Raw genomic sequence first — 23,829 nt, 5'->3', positions numbered from 1 at the left:
AGCTGCCACCTCTTAATATTATTTTAAACTTATTTTCTCACTGTTTTACATTTTTTATTCTGATTGACTAGTTTTACTTGAAAAATCATTTTTTCTATTTTCAAGTTTTTTAAAATAATTAGATAATGATCCATTGCTGTGTGCATTTTCTATTATATCAAACGCATCTTCATAATGCATACCATAGTCTGCTGCGACCTCCATTCTAAGTTGTTTTAGCGCAATTCTTGCATTTTGATTTATATTTTTATCCATAATATTAATACCTCCTATTGATAATTTTATATATTTTTATTTTTTACTAATATAAGGAATTTATAATTGTTATTTTTTGTTATATACTTTATTTGCACAAAAAAAGATGCCTCTTAAAAGACATCCCCTTACGTATATTACCCTTTTCTACTTATTTATAGTCCTTTTCTACAGCTTGAGCGAGTATTTTATTTATGTTATTCATCATCAAAGTAAATTTTTGTTCACTAGTTAAATAATTAGATAATTTTTTATTGTTTGATACTCTCTTTTGAGTACTTTCTATTTTGTTCATAGTTTTTTTGTCTATAGCTACGTTTTTAATAGTATGAGTTTGAATTTTAATTTGAATTTCTCTATAGTCCTTTAAAAGTTTTTCACATTCTTTATCATTTTTTACATCCTTCATATATTTTCTAAAGTCTTTATATTCCTTACTATTTTTTATTTCATTAGCTAACTTTATAGCACTATCGTTAACTGACATAAAATCCCCCCTACATTTTTATAAAAAAAATTGAATATAATAAATTATATTCAATCTTTTATAATTATACCTCCATTATTATAGGAAGTATCATAGGGTTTCTTTTAGTTTTTTGGTATAAATACTCTTTTAGGTTTTCTTTTATATTATTTTTTAAATAAGCCCACTCTTTTATATTTCTATCTTCGCATTCTTTTAATACTTGTTTAATTACATTTTTAGCTCCATCCATTAAATCTTCAGATTCTCTAACATATACAAATCCTCTAGATATTATATCTGGTCCTGCTAAAACTTTTCCATCTTCTTTTGATATAGTTACAACAACTATCATAAGTCCATCTTCTGATAAATGCTTTCTGTCTCTTAATACTATATTTCCTACGTCTCCAACGCCTAGACCATCAACTAATACATTTCCTGTTGGTATTGTACCAACAACTTTTGCTGAGTGTCTATCTATTTCTAAAATATCTCCAGTTTTATTTACGAATATATTTTGACTTGGCATACCTAGTTCTTCGGCTAATTCAGCATGTTTTTTTAACATTCTATACTCACCATGAGCTGGCATAAAGAATTTTGGTTTAACTAATCTGTGAAGTAGTTTTAATTCTTCTTGCTTTGCATGACCTGATACGTGTATCTCAGAGTCTTCATAAACTACTTCTGCGCCTTTTTCAAATAAACAGTTTATTACTTTTGATATTGATTTCTCATTTCCTGGTATTGGATGAGCTGATATTATTATTAAATCTCCACTTTTTATTTCTACTTTTTTATGGTCTGAACTTGCCATTCTTGCTAAAGCTGACATAGGTTCTCCTTGAGATCCTGTAGTTATTAGAACTACTTCATTATCTTCATATCTAGATAAGTCATTTAAATCTATTAGCATATTGTCAGGTATATTTAAGTATCCCAATTCAGTAGCTACACCAACTACATTTATCATAGATCTTCCAGATACCGCTACTTTTCTATTGAATTTTTCCGCTGTGTTTATTATTTGTTGCAGTCTATGAATGTTAGATGCAAATGTTGCAACTAATATTCTGCTATTTGTAGCTTTCCTAAATAAATCATCTAATCCCGCTCCTACAGTCTTTTCAGACATAGTAGACCCTGGTCTTTCAGCATTAGTACTGTCTGCTAACATTAAAAGTACACCTTTTTTACTTAATTCACAAATTCTATGAATATCCATAACTTCTCCGTCAATAGGTGTCAAATCAATCTTAAAGTCTCCTGTATGATATATTATACCTTGATCCGTATGAACTGCTATAGAACAAGCATCTGGTATACTATGGTTATTTTTTATAAACTCTACATCCATATTTCCAACTTTTATTATTTCTCTTGGTGTTATAACATTTAATTTTGCGTTATTTATTTTATGTTCTTTTAGCTTAACTTGAATAAGCCCTATACTAAGTTTTGCTCCGTATACAGGTACATTTATCTTTTTAAGTATATATGGAAGCGCTCCTATGTGATCTTCATGTCCGTGTGTAATAAATATACCTTTTATTTTGTCCTTATTTTTTATTAAATAAGTTATATCCGGTATAACAATATCTACCCCTAACATATCCTCATCTGGAAAACTTAATCCAGCATCTATAACGATTATTTCGTCTTTGTACTCAACAACTGTCATATTTTTCCCGATTTCGTTAAGCCCACCTAGTGCCATTATCTTTATTTTATTGGCATTTTTCTTAAACAATTGTATCATCTCCTTTACGTCTATTCAGTTTTTTTAAAATCCAAACACGTTCTATAGTTTAAATAATATCAAATCTCGCACTCTTTACCAGTTATTATTATTGTACCATAAGTTAAGCTATAATTTAAGTCATATTTATAATACAGTTACTGTATTATTTTGACAAATTTATCCTCTTCTGTTATCCTCTGAGTATAAAATACAATATTAGGAGGATGCATGCGTGGAAAAACCCATTGTACCATAGGTGTTTTAAGTGTTATTCAAGCGTCTTTGGTCTTAAATATACCTATTTCTATTTTCAATATTATGTTGTCTGCATTTTTTGCAATACTTCCAGATTTAGATGAATCTAATTCCACAATTTCTGATATGTTATTGAAAAAAGATGTATCTAAATTTATATTAAAAGCAACCATTTATCTAATTAATATAGTAATTTTTTTTGTATCTATAAAAATAAATGATAATTTTTACTTAAGTTCATTAATTACATTTATAACAATTATAATTATCGAGTCAAAATTAACTCATACTTTTTTGAGAAAAGTTTTTTTATCTTTGATATTTATATTATTGGCAATATGCCTTTATTTAGTAAATGTAAAAATATATTTTTCAATTTTTTGTATAATGTTGTCCACATTTCCTTGGCTTAAGCATAGAAGTTTTTCTCATAGCTTTTTTGCAACAGTCATAATATATTTTTTATTAAAACAAATAGAACTAATAACTAATATATCAAATTTAGCTTTTTTGGGAACTCTAAGTTACTCAAGTCATATATTTTTAGGAGATTTATTTACGAAATCAGGAATACCTCTTTTTTATCCAATTAGTGATAAGAAATTTTCTTTAGGATTTTTTAAAGTGGGAAGTTTTTTTAGTAATATATTAGAAATATTATTTATACTATTATTAGTATGTTTAATAATTTACTCTATAATAAAAATATAAGTCCCTAGGGACTTATATTTTTATACATCTACTTTGAACAGTTTTCACATAATCCATAAAACTTAACATCATGATCAAGTATTTTAAAATTATAAAGTTCTTGTATTTCTTTTTCTATATTGTCTAATAAATCTTCTTTAGCTTCCATTATTTTTCCACAGTTTTTGCAAATAAGATGATGGTGATTATGACAATCTTTGCTATTTAAGCTTATTTCATATCTTATACACCCATCGTCTAGGTTAAGTTTTGAAATTACTCCAACTTCATCTAATAACTGCATAGTTCTATATACTGTTGCTAATCCAATTTCTGGACAGTCTACCCTTACTAAATCATATATTTCTTCACTACTTAGATGTTCACTTTTATTTTTAAGAAGTATATCTACTATCGCTCTTCTTTGAGGAGTAACCTTAAACCCAGTTTCTTTTAATATATCCATTGTATTCATTCTAATCTCACCCTTATTTTTCAATTGATAATCTTTATTAATCATTCTAATTTATAATAAAGCTTTTGTCAATATTTTAGTTAAATCTTTTAACTTTGTTACCTTCCATATATAAACTCATGTAATACTTTTAAATTTTCATCTTCTTTCCATCTAACTACATATAGCCCGTCTCCATTTATTCTTCCTTCTTCTCTATATTTTTCTAGAGGAAATTGTAATTGTTTCATATCGTAGCTAGCTAGTTCATGAGATAAAAAAGCTAATCTAGTTATTTTATCTAATGAAATATTAACATCTACATGTTTAAGTACATTTTTAACTATAGCTGGATACTTAGTTATAGATGTATTTGACAATTTAGTTGCCACGCTAGTTAAAATTTTTCTTTGTCTTTCATCTCGTTTATATATAGTATCTATTTTTCTTATTCTAGCATATGCTAGCGCTTGATATCCATTTAAACTTTGATTTCCAGAGTTATTTACATATTTTATTTTACCCTTATTTTCATCATTCAAACTATAACAAGTTTTTATAGTTTGATTTAAGTGCTTTACTTCTTTTTCATTTACATCTACATCTACTCCACCTAATATATCTATAATTTCTACAAATGATGTAAAGTCAACTACTGCGTAGTCTTTTATATCTAATTTAAAATTTTGATTTATTGTTTTTAAAAGTAACTTTTCTTGACCATAAGCATATGCATGATTTAATTTTTCTTGACCAATATTTGGTATATCAACTAATGTATCTCTAGCCAATGAAGTAAGCTTAAGCGACTTATTTAAATTATCTACAGTTAAAATTATCATAGAATCTGATCTTGCGGGTCCTTTTGATTTTAAGCTATCTCTGCCTATTAATAGTATGTTATCCACTTGATTTTGCTTTAAAACTTCATATGATGTGTCATCTTCTAAAGCGTATATATTTGGAATTAATATTAGTGTTATTAAAATTGATAATAAAATCGGTATTAATTTTTTCATTTTATCACGCCCTTTTAGGTTTTATTTATTATATATTTTTTCCTTATATTTAATAAATTACACTATATATTTCAACTAGAATCATTTACTATAAAAGCATTTTTTAACAAATAAACATGATTTATATTGTAATATAAAAAAACTACCTATTTCTAGGTAGCTTTTATTTCTTATTGCTCGTCTTCGTCGAAATTTAATCCTTCTTCTTCCATTAATGTATTATATACATCAACAACTATTTCATATTCTGCATCATCTTCTAGCGGAACTAATATTTCGCCTTCTTCATCTTGGTCTATTCTGAATATTAAAGCCTCATCTGCTTCTTCTTCCTCTACAGGAACTAATATAGCATACTCTTTACCTTCAGCCTCTAATGTTAATATTATTTCAAATGCGCTTTCCACACCATTTTCGTCTATTAAGTTTATTATATTTTCTTGCATATACGTCACCTCTAATTTTTTATTTGTTATTTACATTATATATCATAAATATATAATTTTATAGGTATTTTAGAAATTTCTTTGTCTATCTAAATATCCTTGTAATATTATTACGGCTGCTACCATATCTATTACACTTTTTCTATTTTCACGTCTAACATTTCCTTCGATCAAAGTTCTCTCTGCTGCTACTGTTGATAATCTTTCATCCCAGTATTCTACTTTAATACCCGTTTGTTCTTGAAGTAAATCACAAAACTTAATTACTTTTTCGCCTTGTGGTCCTAATGTTCCATTCATATTTTTAGGTAATCCTGAAACTATTTTATTTACTTGTCTCTCTGCTATTATTTCTTTTAGTGCTTCTATGTCTTTTTTCTTTCCAACTCTTCTTACTGTCTTAACACCTTGTGCTGTAAGTCCCATTAAGTCACTAACTGCAACTCCAATAGTTTTATCCCCTACATCAAGTCCCATTATTCTTCCGTCTAACATATTGTTCTCCTTAATCATATCTTCGTATGATATTGGTGTGGATTTTACCTAACCAATTTTATTTATTATTTGTATTTTATATTTTAGTATTCTTGCTTTTCAAATATTATCATGTTTATACTTATTATTATTATAGGTATAAGTATATAAATAGATGCTGTTGCTGCTGCAACTATTCCAGAATCATTCACTAAAAGTGTAATTATACATCCAACCATAGATGATACAAACCCTTTAAATAAAACTGGATATTTTCTAGCTATATCTCTAAAATGTTTTGATGGTCTAAATATAAATATTGCTATTATACCAATTCCAGCAAGTAGTATATTTACCCATACACTCGTTTGTGCTAACTTTATATTCATTTGTATTTTTCTACCAAATGTTTCAAATATCGCGCTAGGTCCATTTAGTAATATTTGATTAACAAATACACTTAAATGAGATTCACTTCCTGACACTATATCTAAAACTGCAAATGCTGCAACTACTCCTACTGCTACAACCCCTAACATTAAAACTTTTTTAAAGTCAAGTTTTACATCAAATATTAATAGTATAAATAGTAAATATGCTACACATTCAGATATAGCACCACCAACATTTGCACCCATTGATGGGTAAGCACTAGTTATCAATATTATTATAGATAATATTGGTACAATCCATTTTGGTATTTTATTATAAGTTACAAGCGTTGCAAGTGCAAATATAGCACAAGCTATTGTAACGCCTTCATACTCATTTCCTATACCATAATACCTTGCACCAATTATAGCATCATAACTCATTATATTATTTTGCATTAAATAAGTACCAAATATAGAATCTATAGTTATAACAAGTATTGTTATAAATGCAAAGAATCCCATTTGTTTTATATCATCTTTAAACAACTTTCTACCAATCAAGTAAAGTACTAATGTTGTAAGTAATATTCCACCCGCTATCGCTATTGGCTGTTTAAAATTAAATATCGGCGCTATTAAGAATGATAGTGGCATTATTATTCCTAGTTTTATAAATTCCTTTAAAACTATAAACACCTTTTCTTTATGTGCGAAGTGATTTCTAAGCAATATAGCAATCATACCAATTATCCATGATATTGAAATCACACCTACAAAGCCATTTACAACAGTTGATCTTATATCTGATACCGATACTATTTTTTCATATTCGTCTAATACATACGATACATTATCATCTTTCTCCACTAAATTATAACTTCTACCAAGCATAGCTTTATTTTCAAGGCCAAACTCATTTAATATGTCTACTCCGACATCTAAATTGGCAACTATACCTTCTCTCCTTGTTGTTGCTGAGCTTAATATACCTTTGCCTTCACCTTTAAATTTGATTATTGGAGATAATCTTCTCTTATTCTTATAATCTAAATCACTTGGAAAAGCACTACTTATATAAACAGTATCATTTTCACCCACCATAGCTAATACCTCTTTTAGGTATTTATCTATGTGATTAGATATACGTTTTTTCATAGAAGCATATGTTTCGTCATTTAAATTTAATCTATAATTGTCTAATCTATATGTGTCACCTAAATCTACAAATACAACATCAGTTTCTTTATAGTATTTTTTAGTTTCTTTTATCAACTTATTATAGTCAGTGCTTATTCCAAATGGCATATTAGCATCTTTAATATTGATATCATCAATATTACCAGCATCTATTCTTCCATATTGGTCCATTGCAACTAATCCTATATTTCTATTTTTTGTAAGTTCTCCATTTTCTATAATATCACTATTTCCTAAAACTGATGTTTTAAGTTTATTTTGTGATAAAGTTTGTCCAAGTGCTCCTAGTGTAGAACCATATTGACCATTATCTACATTTTCATTTATTGATTTATTGATGCTTAAATCACTTATTATTTTTGCACTTTTACCTGTTGTTGCTTTAAATAATTTTTCAGTTTCTTTATTTATTTTTTCAAAATTGATGTTTTGCTCAGTGGATACATTGGCTCTCCCACCGGCTCCCATACTAGCATATGATCGTCTATCATCTGTACCTTTATCTCCTCTTATGTTCATAAGCCCTACATAACCTCTATTTTGTACTTCATGTTCTAATGTAGGTATATGTAGCATACTTACTAAGTTAGTTCTATTCATATTAATAAATATAACTTTGCCTTTTTCATCGGCAAAGCTATATTTAGGAATAGAAACTAGAAGTATCAAGGCTGCTGCTAATAACGATACAATCTTCTTTTTCATAAGATTGACCTACTTTCTATTTAAATAATTTGTTATTACTTCTTTTACTACATTTATATAAGATTGGTTAGGATTTTTAGTGACTAATCTTATTTATTATTTTTGTTTTAATTTTTATTATCAAATATTATCATATTTATACTCACTATCAATAACGGTATAAGAATATAGATTGAAGTAGTAGCCGCCGCCACTATTCCTGAGTCATTTACTAAAAGTGTTACAGTACAACCTACAATACACGCCACAAATCCTTTGAATATATATGGAGATTGCTTAGCGATATTTATAAAATGTTTTGATGGTTTAAATATAAATATTGCTACTATGGCAATTCCAGCAAGTAAAATATTTACCCATACACTACTTTGTGCTAATTTTATGTTCATCTGTATTTTTCTTGCAAATGTTTGACTTATTGCACTTGGTCCATCTAAAAGTATTTGTCTTACAAATCCAGATAAGTGAGATTCACTCCCTGATATTATATCTATTGCAGCGAATGCAAATACTACACCTACCGCTGCTAACCCTAATAATATAACCTTTTTAAAATCAAGTTTAACATCAAATACCAGTAAAATTAATAGTAAGAATGCTACGCATTCTGATATTGCAGCTCCCACATTAGCACCCATAATTGGTGATGCTGTAGTCATTAATATGACAAAACATGCAACTGCAGCAAGCCACTTTGAAATCTTCTTGTACTCTAGTAATATTACAAGTCCAAAAATAGAACTTCCTATAACGATACCTTGATATTCATTTCCCATTCCATAATATCTTGCACCAATTATAGAATCATAACTCATGATACTATTTTTCATTAAATATGTTCCAAATATTGTATCTATAACTATTGCTACTACGGTTATTACAGCAAAGAATCCCATATTTTTTATATCATCTTTAAATAATTTTCTACCTAAAGCGTATAGTAATAATGTAGTCATTATTATACCTCCAGATATAGTTTCTGGAGTTTTAAAGTTAAATATCGGTGCTATAAAGAAAGCTATAGGTAATATAAATCCTAACTTTACAAACTCTTTTAATACTTTAAATACTTTTTCTTTATGTGGTATACGATCCTTAAATAAAAGTAAAACCATAGCTATCACCCATGAAGCCGATACAACTCCTACAAATACATTTACAACATTTGATCTTATACTAGATATTGATACTATTTTTTCATATTCATCTAATATAAAGTCCACATTATCTTCTTTATTTATTAGACTGTATTTTTTACCTACCATATTGTCATTTTTAAGGCCGAATTCATTTAATATATCTACTCCAACATCTAAATTAGTAACTATACCTTCTCTTCTTGTTGTTGCTGAGCTTAATATACCTTTGCCTTCACCTTTAAATTTGATTATTGGAGATAATCTTCTCTTATTCTTATAATCTAAATCACTTGGAAAAGCACTACTTATATAAACAGTATCATTTTCACCCACCATAGCTAATACCTCTTTTAGGTATTTATCTATGTGATTAGATATACGTTTTTTCATAGAAGCATATGTTTCGTCATTTAAATTTAATCTATAATTGTCTAATCTATATGTGTCACCTAAATCTACAAATACAACATCAGTTTCTTTATAGTATTTTTTAGTTTCTTTTATCAACTTATTATAGTCAGTGCTTATTCCAAATGGCATATTAGCATCTTTAATATTGATATCATCAATATTACCAGCATCTATTCTTCCATATTGGTCCATTGCAACTAATCCTATATTTCTATTTTTTGTAAGTTCTCCATTTTCTATAATATCACTATTTCCTAAAACTGATGTTTTAAGTTTATTTTGTGATAAAGTTTGTCCAAGTGCTCCTAGTGTAGAACCATACTGACCATTATCTACATTTTCATTTATTGATTTATTGATGCTTAAATCATTTATTGTTTTTGCACTTTTACCTGTTGTTACTTTGAATAATTTTTCAGTTTCTTTATTTATTTTTTCAAAATTTATGTTTTGCTCAGTGGATACATTGGCTCTTCCACCAGCTCCCATACTTGCATATGATCGTCTATCATCTGTACCTTTATCTCCTCTTATGTTCATAAGCCCTACATAACCTCTATTTTGCACTTCATTTTCTAATGTCGGTATATGTAGCATGCTTACTAAGTTAGTTCTATTCATGTTAATAAATATAACTTTGCCTTTTTCATTGGCAAAGCTATATTTAGGAATAGAAACTAGGAGTATTAAAGCTACTGCTAATAATGATACAATCTTTTTTTTCATAAGATTGTCCTACTTTCTATTTAAATAATGTGTTATTACTTCTTCAAGTATTTCGTCTCTTTCAAATTTCTTTATTACAGTTCTTGCATCTTTATAACTAGTTATATAACTAGAGTCTCCAGAAAGGATATATCCTATAATTTGATTGATTGGATTGTATCCTTTTTCAAGCAATGCTTCATATACAAAATCTATACTTTGTTCAACACTCATTTTTTCAGTTACTACACCTTCAAATTTCATAGTATAATCTAATTCTTGATCCATATTAAAAACCTCCTTGAATAAATTATTTTACTTGTGATTTTACAACTTCACTAGCTGCATTCAATGCGTCATCAACCTTAAGTACATCTGGTGCTCCAGCTTGAGCCATATTAGGTCTTCCTCCACCTTTTCCACCAGCTATAGATGAAATTTCTTTAACTATGTTTCCACAGTGTATTCCTTTTTCTACTACATCTTTAGTTGCCGTAACTACAAAGTTTATTTTACCATCAGCTACATTAGCAAGTATTACTACTCCAGAAACTAATTTATCTCTTAAGCTATCTGCAACTTCTTTTAATGTGTTCATGTCCATTCCTTCAAACTTAGAACAAACTAAATCAACTCCATTTGCATCTATCTTAGAATCTAATACTGAATCCATTGATTGTAAACTCATTTTAGTTTTAACATCATGTAATTCTTTTCCTAAGTTTTTGTTTTCCTCTAATAAAGATGTAACTCTTAAAGCTAGTGTATCTTCTTTAACTTTTAAATTTGAGCAAACATTAGATATAAGTTCTTCTTTTTCTTTTAAATAGTTGTATACAGCTCTACCTGTTATAGCTTCTATTCTTCTTACACCTGCTGCTACTCCACCTTCAGATAATATTTTAAACATACCTATTTGAGAAGTGTTAGTTAAATGTGTTCCTCCACAAAGCTCTATTGAATAGTCACCCATAGAAACAACTCTTACGTCATTACCATACTTTTCTCCAAACAGAGCCATAGCTCCTTTTTCTTTAGCTTCATTTATGTTCATATTTTCGCAATTTATTGTATATGCCTCTAATATTGCGTCATTTACCTTATCTTCTATAAGCTTTATCTCTTCTTTTGTTATAGCTTCGAAATGAGTAACATCAAATCTTAGTCTATCAGGAGTAACAAGTGACCCAGCTTGGTTAACATGATCTCCAAGTACATCTTTTAATACTTTGTGAAGTATATGTGTAGCACTATGATTTCTTGCAGATGCCATCCTTACTTCTTTGTTTACTATTGTATTTAATTTTTCGTGAGTATTTATCATTCCACTTTTTACAATACAAATATGTTTTATAGTATTATTTGCACCTTTTTTAGTATCTATCACTTCTATTATTATGTCTTCATTTTTATTAACTAATAATCCAGTATCTCCAGATTGACCTCCGCCTTCTGGATAGAAAGTTGTTTTATCTAAAACTATAACAACTTTATCGCCAATAGTGGCAGATTCTACTATTTCATTATCTTTTACTATTGCCTTAACAGCTCCATCATTTTTTAAATTATCATATCCAATAAATTCAGTACTAACTGAAGAATCTAGTTTTGATAAAGGATCTTCTTTCCAGCTTTCTCCATCCATATTTCCTCTAGCGCTTCTTGCTCTTTCTCTTTGCTTATTCATTTCGTCATTAAAAGCACCTTCATCTATTAAAAGATTTTCTTCTTCTAATATCTCTTTAGTTAAATCTATTGGGAATCCAAACGTATCATATAATCTAAATGCATTTACTCCACTTAAAGTATTTTCTTTATTTTTCTTTAAATCAGCTATATAAGAAGCTAATATTTCACTTCCTTGGTCTATAGTTTCATTAAATTTTTCTTCTTCTATTCTTATAACTTTTTTAATGTAACTTTCTTTTTCGACTAGTTCTGGGTAAGCTTCCCCACTTACTTTTATAACTTCATCAACTAATTTAAATAAGAAGTTTTCTTTAACTCCTAATAATTTACCATGACGTGCAGCACGTCTAAGTAATCTTCTAAGTACATATCCTCTTCCTTCATTTGATGGAAGTACACCATCTGCTACTAAGAAACTTACAGCTCTTATATGATCTGTTATTATTCTTACTGAAGTGTCTGTTTTATCATTAATTCCATATTCTACTCCTGCCATTTTTTCAACAGAGTTTAATATATGCTTTATAGTATCTACATCAAATATAGTATTAACTCCTTGCATTATACAAGCGATTCTTTCTAATCCCATTCCTGTATCTATGTTTTTATTTTCAAGAGGAGTATAGTTTCCTTCTTCATCTCTATTAAATTGAGTAAATACATGATTCCAGAATTCTAAGTATCTGTCACAGTCACATCCTGGTTTACAATCTGGATTATCACATCCATATTCTGGTCCTCTATCAAAGTGTATCTCTGAGCAAGGTCCACAAGGTCCTATACCTATTTCCCAGAAGTTGTCGTCTTTTCCAAGTCTAACTAGTCTCTCTTCAGGGAATCCCATTTCTTTTGACCATAGATCATAAGAATCGTCATCTTCTTCATATACAGTTACCCATATTTTATCTTCAGGTATATTTAAATGTTCTGTAACGAACTCCCATCCCCATTTGATAGACTCTCTTTTAAAGTAATCTCCAAATGAGAAGTTTCCTAACATTTCAAAGAAAGTAGCATGTCTAGCTGTTTTTCCTACGTTTTCTATATCACCAGTTCTTATACACTTTTGACAAGTGCTCATTCTTTTACTTGGAGGTACTTCTACTCCAGAAAAATAATTTTTAAGAGGCGCCATTCCAGCACTTATAAGTAATAAACTTTTATCATTTTGTGGTACTAAAGAATAACTCTCCCTTACATAATGATCCTTAGATTTAAAAAAATCTAAAAATCTACTTCTTATTTCGTTTAATCCCATTTGTTGCATTTTAAAATTCCTCCTACATTATGTAATTTCATTTATTTTAAACAATAAAATTTTTTCACAAATTAAATATAAATTTCTATCTTATATAAAAAACCTCGCGCCTATAAAAACTTATAGGGGCGAGGATTACTTTCGCGGTACCACCCTAATTATCATAATAAATTATGACATCTTCGGAAAACCTTAGCTATAACGTTACTACCGTCAACCTCTACTAAAATTTCAAGATTGATACTCAAAGACTGCTTCAATTATTCTATTCTAAGGGCTTCCACCATGTCCCTCTCTCTATAAGATATCAAATAACTTACTACTTCTTATCACTGTATTAAATTAATTAAATTTTATATTACATTATATATTTTATATTACTAAATTTTATATAATTAATCAATACCTAATCTATTATTCCGCCACCAATTACTACATCTCCGTCATACATTACAACAGATTGACCTTTAGTTATAGCCCTTTGTGGTTCATCAAAAACTATTTTTATAGTATTTTGTCGAATTTTATATATAGTAGCTGGAGATGGTTTTGCTGAGTATCTTATTTTAGCTTGTACTCTCTTAGGCTCATCTATATCATCAAATGGTATAAAGTTCACATCTTTAGCTATAAGTTCTTTATTAAATATATCTTCATTGTCTCCTAATACTACAGTGTTTCTCTTAGCATTTATATCAACAACAAACATAGGCTTTCCAAATGCTATTCCAAGACCTTTTCTTTGACCTATAGTATAATTTATTATCCCATTGTGCTTTCCTAAAACATTACCTTTAGTATCGACAAAGTAACCTTCTTCAATTCTTTTTTTGGAATGTTTTTTTACATATCCAGCATAATCATTGTCTTTTACAAAACAGATTTCTTGGCTATCTGGTTTATTATGAACGTCCATTCCCATTTCTTTTGCTATTTCTCTTACTTTGTCTTTTTCATACTCTCCTATAGGAAGTAGAGTATGTTCTAGTTGCTCTTGAGTTAAGTTATAAAGTGCATAAGTTTGGTCTTTTTTATCTGTAACTGATTTTTTAAGTAAAAATCTATTATTTTCTTCATCTTTTTCTATTTTAGCATAATGTCCTGTAGCTACGTAGTCACAACCTATTTGACGAGCTTTTTTAAAGAAATCATCAAATTTTATATGTTTATTACAAGCTATACAAGGATTAGGCGTTCTTCCATTTAAGTATTCATCTATAAAAGGCTCTATTACCTTTTCTTTAAATACATCACTAAAATTTAATACATAAAAAGGTATACCTATACTATCTGCTACCTTTCTTGCATCTTCAACTGCAGCTAATGAACAACATCCACCTTCATTTTCTATTAGCTCATCGTCATCATCTTGCCAAAGTTTCATAGTTACTCCGATTACATCATATCCTTGTTGCTTTAAAAGATACGCTGCAACAGAACTATCTACTCCACCACTCATACCGATCATTACCTTTTTTTTCATGTTGTCACCTTCTTCTTATAAATTACATTTATCTTACTATTATATATATAATATACTATTTTTTAAAGAATAAACTTTTATTTTTGAAAATAGATACTTAAATTACAATATCCCTTTTAAGTATACTACCTAAAAGGGATATTACAATTTAATGAATAACTTTGTATTAAGCTTCTTCTACTTCTATATCATCATGATGATCATGATCATTGTCTATAACAACACCATCTAATTCTGGTATATGAACATTATTCTTCTCAGCATAATCTATTAACGCCGCTTTTATAGCTTGCTCAGCAAGCACTGAGCAGTGCATTTTTACTGGTGGTAAACCATCTAATGCTTCTGCAACTGCTTTATTGGTTACAGCTAGTGCTTCGTGTATTGTTTTTCCTTTAACCATTTCAGTAGCCATTGATGAACTTGCTATTGCAGATCCACATCCAAATGTCTTAAACTTTACATCTTTTATTATCTCATTTTCAATATCAAGATATATTCTCATTATATCTCCACACTTAGCATTTCCTACTTCACCTATTCCACTTGCATTATTTATCTCCCCAACGTTTTTTGGGTTCATAAAATGTTCCATAACTTTATCACTATATGGGTTCATATCTTTTTTCCTCCTAAATATCTGTTAGTTTTTATTATTATTTATTTTTCATAGCCGCGTCATAAAGAGGAGACATACTTCTCAATCTCTCTATTATTGCTGGTAATTGTCCTATTATATAATCTATATCGTCTACTGTTGTAAAATCTCCTATTGATAGTCTAAGTGATCCATGAGCTATCTCATGAGGTAGACCTATAGCCATTAAGACATGAGATGGATCAAGTGATCCTGAAGTACAAGCTGATCCACTTGATGCAGCTATACCTAACATGTCTAGCATTAGAAGAATTCCTTCTCCTTCTATAAACTCAAATGAGAAGTTTACATTTCCTGGTAATCTATCTTCCATACTACCATTTACTCTTGTGTATGGTATTTTCGCTAATATTCCATCTATTAATTTAGCTCTTAAATTAGTAAGTGTCTCTATATGATTTTGCATGTTAGCTTTAGCAATCTCTGCTGCTTTTCCATATCCCACTATTGATGGTATATTTTCAGTTCCTGCTCTTCTTCTTTTCTCTTGTGCTCCACCATGAACAAACGTATGAAGTTTAGTTCCTGTTTTTATGTATAATGCACCTATTCCTTTAGGTCCATATATTTTATGTGAAGACATACTCATTAAATCTATATTTAATTCTTTAACATCTATTGGTATATTCCCTGCTGCTTGAACTGCATCAGTATGGAATAATATTTTATGTTTTTTAGCTATTTCACCAATTTCTTTTATAGGTTGTATTGTTCCTATTTCATTATTAGCAAACATTATACTTATTAATATTGTAGTATCTTTTATTGCAGCTTCTAAATCTTCTATTCTTACTTTACCTTCACTATCAACATCTAAGTAAGTTACCTCAAACCCATGATGTTTTTCTAAATATTCACATGTGTGAAGTATACCATGATGTTCTATCTTTGATGTTATTATGTGGTTACCTTTTTCTCTATGTGCATAAGCTACACCTTCTAGCGCCCAGTTATCACTTTCTGTACCACCAGCTGTAAAGTATATTTCATTTGTTTTTGAATTTACAAGGTTTGCAACTTGTTCTCTAGCTTTATCTAAAGCACTTTTTGCTTCTCTACCAAATAGGTGAAAGCTTGATGCATTCCCAAAATAATCTGTTAAGTATGGCATCATTTCATCTAGCACTTCTTTTTTTACAGGAGTTGTCGCAGAATAATCCATATATAATCTTCTTTTTTCCATTTTTATTCGTCTCCCTATCTATTTTATAATTAAATTAGTTATATCATTTTCTAGTTTGTTTTTATTGTAATCATTTATCATGTCTTGAAGAGTAATCGAATCTATAACTTCTTCTATACCCTTTTTAATTTTTTCCCAAACTACTTTTGTTACACACACACCTGAATTTTCACATATATCCTCATCTAATACACAATCTGATACAGAAACAGGACCCTCTAATACTGTTAAAATATCTCCTACAGTTATATCTTTTGGTTCTTTAGTTAATAGGTATCCGCCTTGGGCACCTCTTACACTTTTTACTAAACCAGATTTTTTTAAAGATGAAAATATTTGTTCTAAATATTGATCCGATATACTTTGTTTTTTAGCAATATATTTTAAGGGTACCGGACTATTTTTTTCATTTAGTGATAATTCAAACATAGCCTTAAGTCCATATCTACCTTTAGTTGATAGCTTCATATTTCATCACCCTTTACTTTTGAAATCTAATCCCTACTATTTTGATATGAATTACTTTCAATATTATTTTATTATACCCTAGTAATTTTGTCAACATTAAATTCATACTGTTTTACTAGGAATTAATTTATTTTTATATTACTTTATATTCAACGTATTTTATACCCTTAAAATATAAATTATAATCAATTTTTAAATTATTTCAGCTTCTTCTTTTTATAAAAAAAAGTACTCTATTGCACGATACAATAGAATACTTTTTTATTTTTAAAGAGCAGAAGCACCTAATATACCTGCATCATTTTTAAATTTGGCGATTACAATTTCACCAATATTACTTTCTTTAAACGGTAGGTGTTGCTTAACTTGATCACTTAATCCATCTAAAATCACATCACTGGCATTAGAAAGCCCTCCGCCTATAGATATTACTTTAGGATCTATAAAATTCACAATGTTTGCAAGTCCCATTGCTAAGTATTTTTTAAATCTATTAACAATTTCTATTGCTACTTCGTCATTTTCTCTATAGCAATCAAATATCATCTTTGCAGTTATGTTGTTTATATCATTCTCTGATTTTTCTATTATTGAAGTCTTAGCACCTTCTAAAACTTTTTTTTGAGCGTATTTTATTATTGCAGTAGCTGAACAAAACGTTTCAAAGCATCCATTATTACCACAGTTACACTCAAAATGGTTACTAGATATCATCATATGACCTATCTCAGCTCCGATTCCATTAGCTCCAGTTATAAGCTTGTCATTTATAACCACGCCTCCACCAATACCAGTTCCTAGAGTTATCATTACTCCACTATCAAATCCCCTCATACTTCCATATGAATATTCTGCAAGAGCTGCAACATTAGCATCATTTCCTATACAAACTCTAATTCCTTCAAACTTTTCTTCTAATGCAGGTGCTATCAAAGAGTTATTTAACCCTAAATTTACACATGTAACAGCTCCATCATTAGTTACAACACCAGGTATCCCTATACCTATATTTTTTATTTCTTTTATGTTTATTTTCTTTTCTTTTAAAAGTTCTTGAACTAAGTTTTCTATATCTTGTACTAATACTTCTACTCCTCCACGACTTGTTTCTTTACTTAAACTATGAATAATTTCCCCATTTTTTACAATGCCCGACTTTATGCTCATACCACCTACATCTATTCCTATACTATACATAATACTCCTCCTAAAATTGCTTTTTATATTTTCTACGATTTAACTTACATATGTATTCTTAAATAGTTTTAGCTGAAAAAGGTTTCCTTCAATACATAAAATTATACATTATATAGATATTTTTTTCACCAAGTTTTTTCATAAAAAAATATGCTTAATAGTTTCCAAATCTACTAAACATATTTTATCTTTATAACTATTTATAATATATACTCCATTTTCCAAGTTCTTGAAAGCCTAATTTTCTATATATCTTGCCTGCCTCTTTATTATCATAAAATAAACAAGGTATTTTATTTTCATCTAAGAGTTCTCTACAAACCTTAATCATACATTTAGTTGCATATCCTCTGTTCCTATGATTAGGATGTGTCCCAACACCAACAATCATTGCATGTGTGTTAGTTTCTGCAGTACTCTTTGCCATGGCTATTACTTGTCTATTTTTTTCTATGCAATATCCTCTACCACTTTTTAGTCCATTTTTGACACTCTCTGATGTAGTGTTGTCAAATTCATCTATTAATTCATACAGTTTAACAACTTTATTTATATTTCCAAATCCTATTTTTTTAATTTTTATATTTGTACTACTATTTTGTAGATTATCTTTTCTATCTAACTTACAAAAATTCACTACTCTTCTTTTTTTAAAATTCAACTTAGTAGCCAGTATATCTAAACTCTCAGATTTTCCACTTATCTCTTTATATTTCAATTTATTTATAAGTCGTGCAAATTCATTTACTTCAAATTTATTATATGAATAAAACATAATAAACTCAAAATATTTAAATAGAACTCCCTCTATATTTCCTCTTTTATCAATACCTGCCCATATATTCAAAAAATAATTATCATATCCATATCTTTCTATATCCCCTATTATAGATAAATTAAATTCAGGCTCTTTTTTTAAATACTCCATAACTTTATTATGATGACTATTATTAAGCTTTACAATCATAAAACGTCCCCCTGATATAAATTTTTCGCCTTTATATTGTGCCAATGTAATAACGATAATTTAAAGTTTTATAATAGTTTATTCTAAATATATTGTATTTTATGTGTATTTATATCCAAAATTATTTTTGTATTTTCAAAATAGCATAAATTACTACTCACCCTTTTTTATACTGTTCCAATATTGCTTAAACGCTATTTCATTTTTATTTTCACAAGGTACATAGTAATTTTTATCCTTTATGGGGTCTGGCAAGTATTGCTGTTTAACATAGTGATTCTCATAATTGTGCGGATATTTATAATCCAACCCCCTACCTAAATCTTTAGCTCCACTGTAATGAGCATCTTTTAAATTAAATGGAATATCTCCTATTTCTATATTATCTAAATCTGATAATGCAACATCGATAGCTTTAATAACCGAGTCTGATTTTGGGCACTGTGCTAAATATATTGTAGCTTGTGCCAGGGGTATTCTAGCTTCTGGAAAACCTAATTGCAATGCTGATGCAACGCATGCTTGTGTTATTGTGATAGCTTGTGGGACTGCTAATCCTACATCTTCACTTGCAACACATAATAATCTTCTAGTTATTCCTTGTATATCACCAGCCTTGACAAGCCTAGCTAAATAATGAATAGAAGCGTCTGCATCAGAACCCCTTAGTGATTTATGAAATGCAGACATTATAGAGTATGCATCATCTCCACCTTTATCATAATTTAACATCTTAATACTAGAACATTCCACAACGTTCTCTAGCGTTATATTTACAGAGTTAGAAGCAATATCTATACCCGTATTAAAAACTAGTTCTAATTTATTTAGAGCACTTCTCATATCTCCATTACAAGTTTCAGAGATATATTCTAAGGCCTTTTCTTCTACATTAATAGTTTCATATGTATATAGCTCTTCAAACTTATCTACTGCCCTTTTTAAGCCTTTAAATATATCTTTTTTTTGTATAGGTTTAAACTCAAATATAGTACTTCTACTTAAAATAGCTTTATATACTACAAAATATGGATTATCTGCTGTACTTGCTATTAATGTTACAGATCCATCTTCAATAACTTCAAGTAATGACTGTTGTTGTTTTCTATTTAGCGCTTGGATCTCATCTAACATTAAAATTATCCCATTATATGAAAATAAATCTATTTTAGTAGCATCTATCACTTCTTTTATTTCTTTTACTCCACAATTTACAGCATTTAACTTAACATATTTTTTTCCGGTTATAGCAGCAATTATATTGGCTAATGTAGTTTTACCTGTCCCTGGTGGTCCAAATAAAATCATATTAGGTATAGATTTATTATGTATAAGCTTATTAAGAATTTTGCCTTTGCCTATTATATGTGATTGACCTACCATGTCATCAATTTGTTGTGGACGTAGTCTATCTGCTAATGGTTGCATAGTTCCTCCTCCTTTTTTATAAAATAAAAGGTATCTATGCAATATAGATACCTTTTGTATATTAATGAATTAATTGTTAGTGATTACTTTTTAATTTTTTTAATTCTTCTATAAGTTTATCATTAAGTATCTTTATATGAGTACCCTTCATTCCTAGAGATCTTGACTCTATAACTCCAGCACTTTCAAACTTTCTTAATGCATTTACTATAACTGATCTTGTTATTCCAACTCTATCAGCTATTTTACTTGCAACAAGTAATCCTTCTCTTCCCTTTAATTCTTCAAATATATGCTCTACAGCTTCAAGTTCTGAATAAGATAATGTTCCTATAGCCATTTGTACTACAGCTTTTTTTCTCATTTCTTCTTCTAGTTGCTCCCCTATTGATCTTAATATTTCAAGACCAATTACTGTTGCACTATATTCAGCTATAACTAAATCATCATCTGTAAAAATTTCATCATATCTTGAAAGAACTAAAGAACCAAGTCTTTGTCCACTACCAAGTATTGGAACTATAGTAGTATTTTTTTCAGTTCTTTCTTGCTCATCTGGGAATACTTTTAATAACGCTTCGCCAGTTAAGTTTTCTTGTGTTTCTGAAATTTTCAACATATTTTTGTTGTATTCACTAGGAAATTTCTTTTGATTAGTTCCTTCTTCTTCCATTGCTGAACTATCTTTTTCATTGCTAAGATATAATCCTAAAACTTTACCTTTAGAACTTAATACGTATGCATTTGAATTTAATACTTCTCCTAATGCTCCTGCTAATAAATTGAAGGATACATTACTTCCACCGCTTGTTTGCAATGTTTTGTTTATTCTTCTAGTTTTTTGTAATACTTCACTTGCCATTTATAATTCATCTCCTCATGTAAATTCTGCCTCTACAAGCCCTTGTCTTTACATTATCTATTTTCAATATTTTTCCCTATTTTATGCTAATTTGTGCAATTGAAATGTTATCACAAATCTCTGCCTTTTTCAATAGAATTGTTATTATTTTTTTAATTTTCGCTATTTTCCTGCAAAATATCTTTATCGGTTTCTTTGCCTGATTTTTTGTCTATGTCTTTATCCATATCTTTCCCATTTTGTTTATGGCATTCTTTATCTGAACAAATAACCTTAGTATCATTTTTTGTTATTTTTTCAATCATGTAAGAACCACATTTATCACAGATTTCTCCTGTTGGTTTGTTCCACGTTATAAAGTCACACCCTGGATAATTAGAACATCCATAAAAAACTTTACCCCTTTTAGATTTTCTAAGTATTATATCTCCATCATGGCATTTTGGACACTTTACCCCTACTTTATTAACAAGTGGCTTTGTAGTTTTACATTCTGGGTAATTTTTACAAGCCATGAATTTTCCAAACCTTCCATACTTGATAACCATGTTTTCTCCACAAGTTTCACATATTTCATCGGTTTCTTCATCCATGTTAATTTTTTCTATGCTTTCCATAGCTATCTCTATAGCTTCTTTTAAAGGTTCGTACGCTTCAGATACAACTGATTTCCACTCTGTGTTACCTTCTTCTATTTCATCTAACTTATTTTCCATATGTGCTGTAAAATCAACATCTATAAATTTTTGAAAGTTATTTTCTAATATGTCAGTTACTATTATTCCTAATTCAGTTGGGCATAAACTAGTACCTTGTTTTTCAACATATTCTCTATTTAATATAGTACTTATAGTTGGTGAATAAGTACTAGGTCTACCTATTCCTAATTCTTCTAACGTTTTTACTAAACTCGCCTCTGTAAACCTTGCTGGCGGCTGAGTAAAATGTTGAAGTGGTAATGTATTTTCAAGTTTTAAAATATCACCTTCATTAATTACTGGTAAAATTTTATCTTCTCTATCCGTAAAATTATATATTTTAGTATATCCATCAAACTTCATCTTAGATCCAGTTGCCTTAAATACATAGTTGTCTATTCTACATTCAACGTTTAAAATGTCAAACACTGAATCTTCCATTTGACTTGCTACAAATCTTCTCCAAATTAAGTTATATAACTTATATTGATCTCTAGTTAAAGAACTCTTTATGCTATCTGGTGTTTTATCTACATAAGTTGGTCTTATTGCCTCATGTGCATCCTGAACTTTTTTTGTTTCTTTTTTCTCTTTTTTATCAGCATTTGATTTATAATAGTTTTCACCTATCACATCTAATATGTAGTCTTTTGATTTTTCTTTAGCTTCATCAGATATTCTCTTAGAATCGGTTCTTATATACGATATAAGACCTACTGTTTCCTTATCTATATCTATACCTTCATATAACTCTTGTGCTACGCTCATTGTCTTCTTTGTTGTAAATGACAACTTATTTGCAGCTTCTTGTTGCAACATACTTGTTGTAAATGGTTTTGGAGCTGATTTTTTTCTTGACTTAGATTCTATAGACACTACATCTAAATTTTTATCTTTTATATCATTTAATATCTCGTTTACCATTTCTTCATTTTCTATTTCTAATTTTTGATTATCTTTTCCATAAAACTTTAAACTTATATCTTCATTAGAATTTGTTTTAGCTTCTAACTCTATACTCCAATATTCCTTTGGTATAAATGCTTTTATTTCTTTTTCTCTATCACATATAAGCTTTGTTGTTACAGATTGTACTCTACCAGCACTAAGCCCTTTTCTAACTTTTTGCCAAAGTATTGGACTTATTTGATATCCTAACAATCTATCTAATACTCTTCTTGCTTGCTGAGCATCTACTACACTTAAATCTATATTTCTAGGATTTTTTATAGCTTTTTTAATGGCATCTTTAGTTATTTCATTAAACTCGATTCTACACTCTTCAGTTTGATCTAGGTTTAATATATGAGCTAAATGCCATGATATAGCTTCACCTTCTCTATCAGGGTCAGTTGCTAAGTACACTTTTTTAGATTTTTTCGCTTCTTTTTTCAATTCCTTTATTACATCGCCTTTGCCTCGTATATTTATATACTGCGGTTCAAAATTGTTTTCTATATCTACACCTAATTTACTTTTAGGTAAATCCCTAACATGTCCTACAGAAGCTTTTACTGTATAATGTCCTTTTCCTAAAAATTTTTCTATGGTTTTAGCTTTCGCAGGCGACTCCACGATGACTAATGTTTTGGCCATAAACCCAC

General features: G+C 28.9%; 21 protein-coding genes and 1 other annotated feature. Of the genes, 1 reads left to right on the top strand and 20 read right to left on the bottom strand.

All coding sequences use genetic code 11. The features are described 5' to 3' along the window. Positions 1–54 precede the first annotated feature (54 nt). The 3 genes from QOZ84_RS06830 to QOZ84_RS06820 all read right to left on the bottom strand — a co-directional run bounded on the left by QOZ84_RS06830 (position 55) and on the right by QOZ84_RS06820 (position 2,483). Entirely contained in the window at positions 55–255 is a 201-nt protein-coding gene (locus QOZ84_RS06830) for a CD1290 family small acid-soluble spore protein (RefSeq protein WP_284132207.1), read from the bottom strand. Positions 256–406: 151 nt separating this feature from the next. Next, positions 407–742: a YlbF family regulator gene (locus QOZ84_RS06825; protein ID WP_284132206.1), complete on the bottom strand. Its 336-nt coding sequence runs from the start codon at positions 740–742 to the stop codon at positions 407–409. Between the two features lie 64 nt (positions 743–806). Continuing rightward, positions 807–2,483, bottom strand: a complete 1,677-nt coding sequence (locus tag QOZ84_RS06820) for a ribonuclease J (RefSeq protein WP_416390342.1) — start codon at positions 2,481–2,483, stop codon at positions 807–809. 210 nt (positions 2,484–2,693) lie between these two features. Between QOZ84_RS06820 and QOZ84_RS16625 the strand changes: the two genes are divergently transcribed. After that, positions 2,694–3,431, top strand: a complete 738-nt coding sequence (locus QOZ84_RS16625) for a metal-dependent hydrolase (RefSeq protein ID WP_284132204.1) — start codon at positions 2,694–2,696, stop codon at positions 3,429–3,431. Positions 3,432–3,459: 28 nt separating this feature from the next. On the opposite strand, the gene QOZ84_RS06810 is transcribed toward QOZ84_RS16625, so the two are convergent. The 17 genes from QOZ84_RS06810 to topA all read right to left on the bottom strand — a co-directional run bounded on the left by QOZ84_RS06810 (position 3,460) and on the right by topA (position 23,821). Further along, the gene (locus QOZ84_RS06810; RefSeq protein ID WP_284132203.1) at positions 3,460–3,885 is read right to left on the bottom strand and encodes a Fur family transcriptional regulator; all 426 of its coding nucleotides are present in this window, start codon (positions 3,883–3,885) and stop codon (positions 3,460–3,462) included. Positions 3,886–3,983: 98 nt separating this feature from the next. After that, the gene (locus QOZ84_RS06805) at positions 3,984–4,883 is read right to left on the bottom strand and encodes an LCP family protein (RefSeq protein WP_284132202.1); all 900 of its coding nucleotides are present in this window, start codon (positions 4,881–4,883) and stop codon (positions 3,984–3,986) included. A gap of 170 nt (positions 4,884–5,053) precedes the next feature. Beyond that, on the bottom strand, positions 5,054–5,329 hold the full coding sequence (locus QOZ84_RS06800) for a DUF1292 domain-containing protein (RefSeq protein WP_284132201.1): 276 nt from the start codon (positions 5,327–5,329) through the stop codon (positions 5,054–5,056). A gap of 69 nt (positions 5,330–5,398) precedes the next feature. Continuing rightward, the gene (gene ruvX / locus QOZ84_RS06795; RefSeq protein ID WP_026900520.1) at positions 5,399–5,824 is read right to left on the bottom strand and encodes a Holliday junction resolvase RuvX; all 426 of its coding nucleotides are present in this window, start codon (positions 5,822–5,824) and stop codon (positions 5,399–5,401) included. A gap of 83 nt (positions 5,825–5,907) precedes the next feature. Next, positions 5,908–8,079, bottom strand: a complete 2,172-nt coding sequence (locus tag QOZ84_RS06790) for a hypothetical protein (protein ID WP_284132200.1) — start codon at positions 8,077–8,079, stop codon at positions 5,908–5,910. 107 nt (positions 8,080–8,186) lie between these two features. Further along, positions 8,187–10,355: a hypothetical protein gene (locus QOZ84_RS06785; protein WP_284132199.1), complete on the bottom strand. Its 2,169-nt coding sequence runs from the start codon at positions 10,353–10,355 to the stop codon at positions 8,187–8,189. A 9-nt stretch (positions 10,356–10,364) separates the two neighbouring features. Continuing rightward, a complete protein-coding gene (locus tag QOZ84_RS06780) occupies positions 10,365–10,622 on the bottom strand; it encodes an IreB family regulatory phosphoprotein (RefSeq protein WP_284132198.1) in 258 nt (85 codons plus the stop codon). 22 nt (positions 10,623–10,644) lie between these two features. Next, positions 10,645–13,290: an alanine--tRNA ligase gene (gene alaS / locus QOZ84_RS06775; protein ID WP_284132197.1), complete on the bottom strand. Its 2,646-nt coding sequence runs from the start codon at positions 13,288–13,290 to the stop codon at positions 10,645–10,647. Between the two features lie 112 nt (positions 13,291–13,402). After that, positions 13,403–13,623 (bottom strand) — a binding site (T-box leader). 64 nt (positions 13,624–13,687) lie between these two features. Then, the gene (gene mnmA / locus QOZ84_RS06770; RefSeq protein ID WP_284132196.1) at positions 13,688–14,764 is read right to left on the bottom strand and encodes a tRNA 2-thiouridine(34) synthase MnmA; all 1,077 of its coding nucleotides are present in this window, start codon (positions 14,762–14,764) and stop codon (positions 13,688–13,690) included. A gap of 166 nt (positions 14,765–14,930) precedes the next feature. Further along, positions 14,931–15,383, bottom strand: coding sequence for a Fe-S cluster assembly scaffold protein NifU (gene nifU / locus QOZ84_RS06765; RefSeq protein WP_284132195.1), 453 nt, complete (start codon positions 15,381–15,383; stop codon positions 14,931–14,933). Positions 15,384–15,420: 37 nt separating this feature from the next. Continuing rightward, a complete protein-coding gene (gene nifS / locus QOZ84_RS06760) occupies positions 15,421–16,605 on the bottom strand; it encodes a cysteine desulfurase NifS (protein WP_284132194.1) in 1,185 nt (394 codons plus the stop codon). Between the two features lie 18 nt (positions 16,606–16,623). Continuing rightward, entirely contained in the window at positions 16,624–17,073 is a 450-nt protein-coding gene (locus tag QOZ84_RS06755) for an RrF2 family transcriptional regulator (RefSeq protein ID WP_284132193.1), read from the bottom strand. Between the two features lie 267 nt (positions 17,074–17,340). Then, on the bottom strand, positions 17,341–18,270 hold the full coding sequence (locus QOZ84_RS06750; RefSeq protein ID WP_284132192.1) for an ROK family protein: 930 nt from the start codon (positions 18,268–18,270) through the stop codon (positions 17,341–17,343). A gap of 196 nt (positions 18,271–18,466) precedes the next feature. Beyond that, the gene (locus tag QOZ84_RS06745) at positions 18,467–19,237 is read right to left on the bottom strand and encodes a GNAT family N-acetyltransferase (protein WP_284132191.1); all 771 of its coding nucleotides are present in this window, start codon (positions 19,235–19,237) and stop codon (positions 18,467–18,469) included. 153 nt (positions 19,238–19,390) lie between these two features. After that, positions 19,391–20,665, bottom strand: a complete 1,275-nt coding sequence (locus tag QOZ84_RS06740; protein WP_284132190.1) for a replication-associated recombination protein A — start codon at positions 20,663–20,665, stop codon at positions 19,391–19,393. A 76-nt stretch (positions 20,666–20,741) separates the two neighbouring features. Next, positions 20,742–21,527 carry a GTP-sensing pleiotropic transcriptional regulator CodY gene (codY, locus tag QOZ84_RS06735; protein WP_284132189.1) on the bottom strand — a complete coding sequence of 262 codons (786 nt, stop codon included), beginning with the start codon at positions 21,525–21,527 and terminating at the stop codon, positions 20,742–20,744. 152 nt (positions 21,528–21,679) lie between these two features. After that, on the bottom strand, positions 21,680–23,821 hold the full coding sequence (gene topA, locus QOZ84_RS06730) for a type I DNA topoisomerase (RefSeq protein ID WP_284132188.1): 2,142 nt from the start codon (positions 23,819–23,821) through the stop codon (positions 21,680–21,682). Between the last annotated feature and the right edge of the window lie 8 nt (positions 23,822–23,829).

The organism is Romboutsia sedimentorum (assembly GCF_030131845.1).
Lineage (GTDB): Bacteria > Bacillota > Clostridia > Peptostreptococcales > Peptostreptococcaceae > Romboutsia_D > Romboutsia_D sedimentorum.
The sequence above is the reverse complement of the archived record's forward strand: the minus strand, read 5'-3'. Positions and strand labels throughout refer to the sequence as shown.

Coding starts and splice junctions, on each gene's coding strand:
- QOZ84_RS06790 (WP_284132200.1), bottom strand. CDS start 8,079: ATGAAAAAGAAGATTGTATCGTTATTAGCAGCAGCCTTGATACTTCTA.
- QOZ84_RS06805 (WP_284132202.1), bottom strand. CDS start 4,883: ATGAAAAAATTAATACCGATTTTATTATCAATTTTAATAACACTAATA.
- alaS (WP_284132197.1), bottom strand. CDS start 13,290: ATGCAACAAATGGGATTAAACGAAATAAGAAGTAGATTTTTAGATTTT.
- topA (WP_284132188.1), bottom strand. CDS start 23,821: ATGGCCAAAACATTAGTCATCGTGGAGTCGCCTGCGAAAGCTAAAACC.
- nifS (WP_284132194.1), bottom strand. CDS start 16,605: ATGGAAAAAAGAAGATTATATATGGATTATTCTGCGACAACTCCTGTA.
- codY (WP_284132189.1), bottom strand. CDS start 21,527: ATGGCAAGTGAAGTATTACAAAAAACTAGAAGAATAAACAAAACATTG.
- QOZ84_RS06740 (WP_284132190.1), bottom strand. CDS start 20,665: ATGCAACCATTAGCAGATAGACTACGTCCACAACAAATTGATGACATG.
- QOZ84_RS16625 (WP_284132204.1), top strand. CDS start 2,694: ATGCGTGGAAAAACCCATTGTACCATAGGTGTTTTAAGTGTTATTCAA.
- QOZ84_RS06830 (WP_284132207.1), bottom strand. CDS start 255: ATGGATAAAAATATAAATCAAAATGCAAGAATTGCGCTAAAACAACTT.
- ruvX (WP_026900520.1), bottom strand. CDS start 5,824: ATGTTAGACGGAAGAATAATGGGACTTGATGTAGGGGATAAAACTATT.
- QOZ84_RS06755 (WP_284132193.1), bottom strand. CDS start 17,073: ATGAAGCTATCAACTAAAGGTAGATATGGACTTAAGGCTATGTTTGAA.
- QOZ84_RS06800 (WP_284132201.1), bottom strand. CDS start 5,329: ATGCAAGAAAATATAATAAACTTAATAGACGAAAATGGTGTGGAAAGC.
- QOZ84_RS06785 (WP_284132199.1), bottom strand. CDS start 10,355: ATGAAAAAAAAGATTGTATCATTATTAGCAGTAGCTTTAATACTCCTA.
- QOZ84_RS06825 (WP_284132206.1), bottom strand. CDS start 742: ATGTCAGTTAACGATAGTGCTATAAAGTTAGCTAATGAAATAAAAAAT.
- QOZ84_RS06780 (WP_284132198.1), bottom strand. CDS start 10,622: ATGGATCAAGAATTAGATTATACTATGAAATTTGAAGGTGTAGTAACT.
- nifU (WP_284132195.1), bottom strand. CDS start 15,383: ATGAACCCATATAGTGATAAAGTTATGGAACATTTTATGAACCCAAAA.
- mnmA (WP_284132196.1), bottom strand. CDS start 14,764: ATGAAAAAAAAGGTAATGATCGGTATGAGTGGTGGAGTAGATAGTTCT.
- QOZ84_RS06750 (WP_284132192.1), bottom strand. CDS start 18,270: ATGTATAGTATAGGAATAGATGTAGGTGGTATGAGCATAAAGTCGGGC.
- QOZ84_RS06745 (WP_284132191.1), bottom strand. CDS start 19,237: ATGATTGTAAAGCTTAATAATAGTCATCATAATAAAGTTATGGAGTAT.
- QOZ84_RS06820 (WP_416390342.1), bottom strand. CDS start 2,483: ATGATACAATTGTTTAAGAAAAATGCCAATAAAATAAAGATAATGGCA.
- QOZ84_RS06810 (WP_284132203.1), bottom strand. CDS start 3,885: ATGAATACAATGGATATATTAAAAGAAACTGGGTTTAAGGTTACTCCT.